This is a genomic window from Streptococcus sp. 4886 (assembly GCF_013276485.1).
Classification (GTDB): Bacteria; Bacillota; Bacilli; order Lactobacillales; family Streptococcaceae; genus Streptococcus.
In genome coordinates this window covers 1-679 of the sequence record NZ_VMLD01000043.1, presented here as the reverse complement: position 1 = coordinate 679, position 679 = coordinate 1, and the positions used below count along the sequence as shown (strand labels likewise).

At 50.8% G+C, this 679-nt stretch carries 7 tRNA genes; all 7 read left to right on the top strand.

Annotated features, from left to right (window positions below):
• Positions 1-23 precede the first annotated feature (23 nt).
• Positions 24-96, top strand: a tRNA-Asp gene (locus HT679_RS11065).
• A gap of 24 nt (positions 97-120) precedes the next feature.
• A tRNA-Lys gene (locus tag HT679_RS11060) sits at positions 121-193 on the top strand.
• Between the two features lie 5 nt (positions 194-198).
• Positions 199-280: transfer RNA gene (locus HT679_RS11055), tRNA-Leu, on the top strand.
• Between the two features lie 18 nt (positions 281-298).
• Positions 299-371: transfer RNA gene (locus HT679_RS11050), tRNA-Thr, on the top strand.
• A 22-nt stretch (positions 372-393) separates the two neighbouring features.
• Positions 394-465: transfer RNA gene (locus HT679_RS11045), tRNA-Gly, on the top strand.
• A gap of 7 nt (positions 466-472) precedes the next feature.
• Positions 473-558, top strand: a tRNA-Leu gene (locus HT679_RS11040).
• A gap of 9 nt (positions 559-567) precedes the next feature.
• A tRNA-Arg gene (locus HT679_RS11035) sits at positions 568-641 on the top strand.
• The last annotated feature ends 38 nt before the right edge of the window (positions 642-679 follow it).

The window sequence follows — 679 nt, the reverse complement described above, 5'->3', positions numbered from 1 at the left end:
GTTCGATCCCGTTAACTCCCAAAGGTCCCGTAGTGTAGCGGTTATCACGTCGCCCTGTCACGGCGAAGATCGCGGGTTCGATTCCCGTCGGGACCGTTTAAGGTAACGCAAGTTATTTTAGACTCGTTAGCTCAGTTGGTAGAGCAATTGACTTTTAATCAATGGGTCACTGGTTCGAGCCCAGTACGGGTCATATATGCGGGTTTGGCGGAATTGGCAGACGCACCAGATTTAGGATCTGGCGCTTAACGGCGTGGGGGTTCAAGTCCCTTAACCCGCATTAAGATATAATAAATGAGCCGGCTTAGCTCAGTTGGTAGAGCATCTGATTTGTAATCAGAGGGTCGCGTGTTCAAGTCATGTAGCCGGCATTTTTAGATAGAAGAAAACAGTGCGAACGTAGTTCAGTGGTAGAACACCACCTTGCCAAGGTGGGGGTCGCGGGTTCGAATCCCGTCGTTCGCTTAGAGAGGCCGGGGTGGCGGAACTGGCAGACGCACAGGACTTAAAATCCTGCGATTGGTAACGATCGTACCGGTTCGATTCCGGTCCTCGGCATAATATGGAGCACCCTTAGCTCAACTGGATAGAGTACCTGACTACGAATCAGGCGGTTAGAGGTTCGACTCCTCTAGGGTGCATTTTTCTTTTTAACTCGGGAAGTAGCTCAGCTTGGTAG